1 protein-coding gene is annotated in these 1,217 nt (G+C 30.8%); it reads right to left on the reverse strand.

Annotated elements, in window-relative coordinates; genetic code table 11:
• Positions 1-47 precede the first annotated feature (47 nt).
• Positions 48-1,145: a hypothetical protein gene (locus ABFY81_RS04085; protein WP_347913112.1), complete on the reverse strand. Its 1,098-nt coding sequence runs from the start codon at positions 1,143-1,145 to the stop codon at positions 48-50.
• Positions 1,146-1,217 lie beyond the last annotated feature (72 nt).

Consider the following 1,217-nt stretch of genomic DNA (forward strand, 5'->3'; position numbering starts at 1 on the left):
TATGAGTATAAAAAGACATGAATATCCTTTTATACTCATACAGTATATTAACTTTCTAAAATATTCTGAATTTCTTGTTCCAATCTTTCATGAAACTGCTCTACCGTCATATCTTTAAAATACCTATTTCTACTTACATAAGGTATAGCTTCGCGAACCAATTGGTCATATAAAGGATCATTCACATATTTTGCCAACACTAAACGAGAGATTGCCCCTAAACCTGTAATATATTCTTTTTCATCACCATGGTTCAGCCATTGATTTAATGTTTCTATATCTTGATGTTTCTTTGCATCGTAGATTAAAAAATCATGTACTTGATCTAAAACATGCTTTAATTGACTAGGTTCACTAAAATGGCTTGGCTCACCTGTTGTACCATGAAGTTTTGGTAAATATTGTAAGGTGTCATCATTAATTAAATGCTGCCGTAATATCCGTATTGCTTTTTCAGGTGAAATTTGAATATAGCTTGTTAAGTTTACTTGACGATAAGCTAAAGTATCAGTTTTATTAGTTCCTAATATTATTATCCCTTCATAAATTTGATCATCGAACTCTCTAAAATAATTAGTTATTTGATTAAATTGATTACTTTTTCTCTTTCGTGTAAAACCTAAAGCTGCTTTATTTAACTCTATCCAGTGATCTGCAAATATACTCAATTTTTCTTTAGTTGAAGGTATTGCTTTAAACTGTTCAAGTTCTTCTTTAGTAACAGGCTTTACCGCATCTAGCATTTGTTCAATACTTTGCTGATCAGGGAATATTTTTTCACGACTGAAAAATATATATGATCTTGCATCAAAGGCAACCAAGTCATGTTGGCGTAAAGTTTCAACTAAAACTTTATATAAATATTTACTTTTAGCTAATAGGCCTTGTTCAATACAAAATACATTTTCGGAATAATCAAAATAAGCTTTTACATTTGTAAATGAGCTGATAATTTCTTCATCAAAGTTAGCCGCTAGTTCTGGCTGGCCCACAATGCTTTCAACTGCCAGTAACCAGTTTTTAAACTTGTCTGTTAAACCCGTTACTTGGGCATGAGTTGCATAATATTCTGCTTGTTCTAATGTAGTAATTTTTACATCAGGATGATGCTCATTTGCATCCCAAATATAAAATAATGATGACACGTGATTCCCCTTTTTTAAACTAAATTATAAATAGATAAAGTAGGGATGAATGAATCATCCCTACTTTTTTAA

Source organism: Acinetobacter sp. WA-87, assembly GCF_039938935.1.
In the GTDB taxonomy this organism is placed as follows: Bacteria; Pseudomonadota; Gammaproteobacteria; order Pseudomonadales; family Moraxellaceae; genus Acinetobacter; species Acinetobacter seifertii.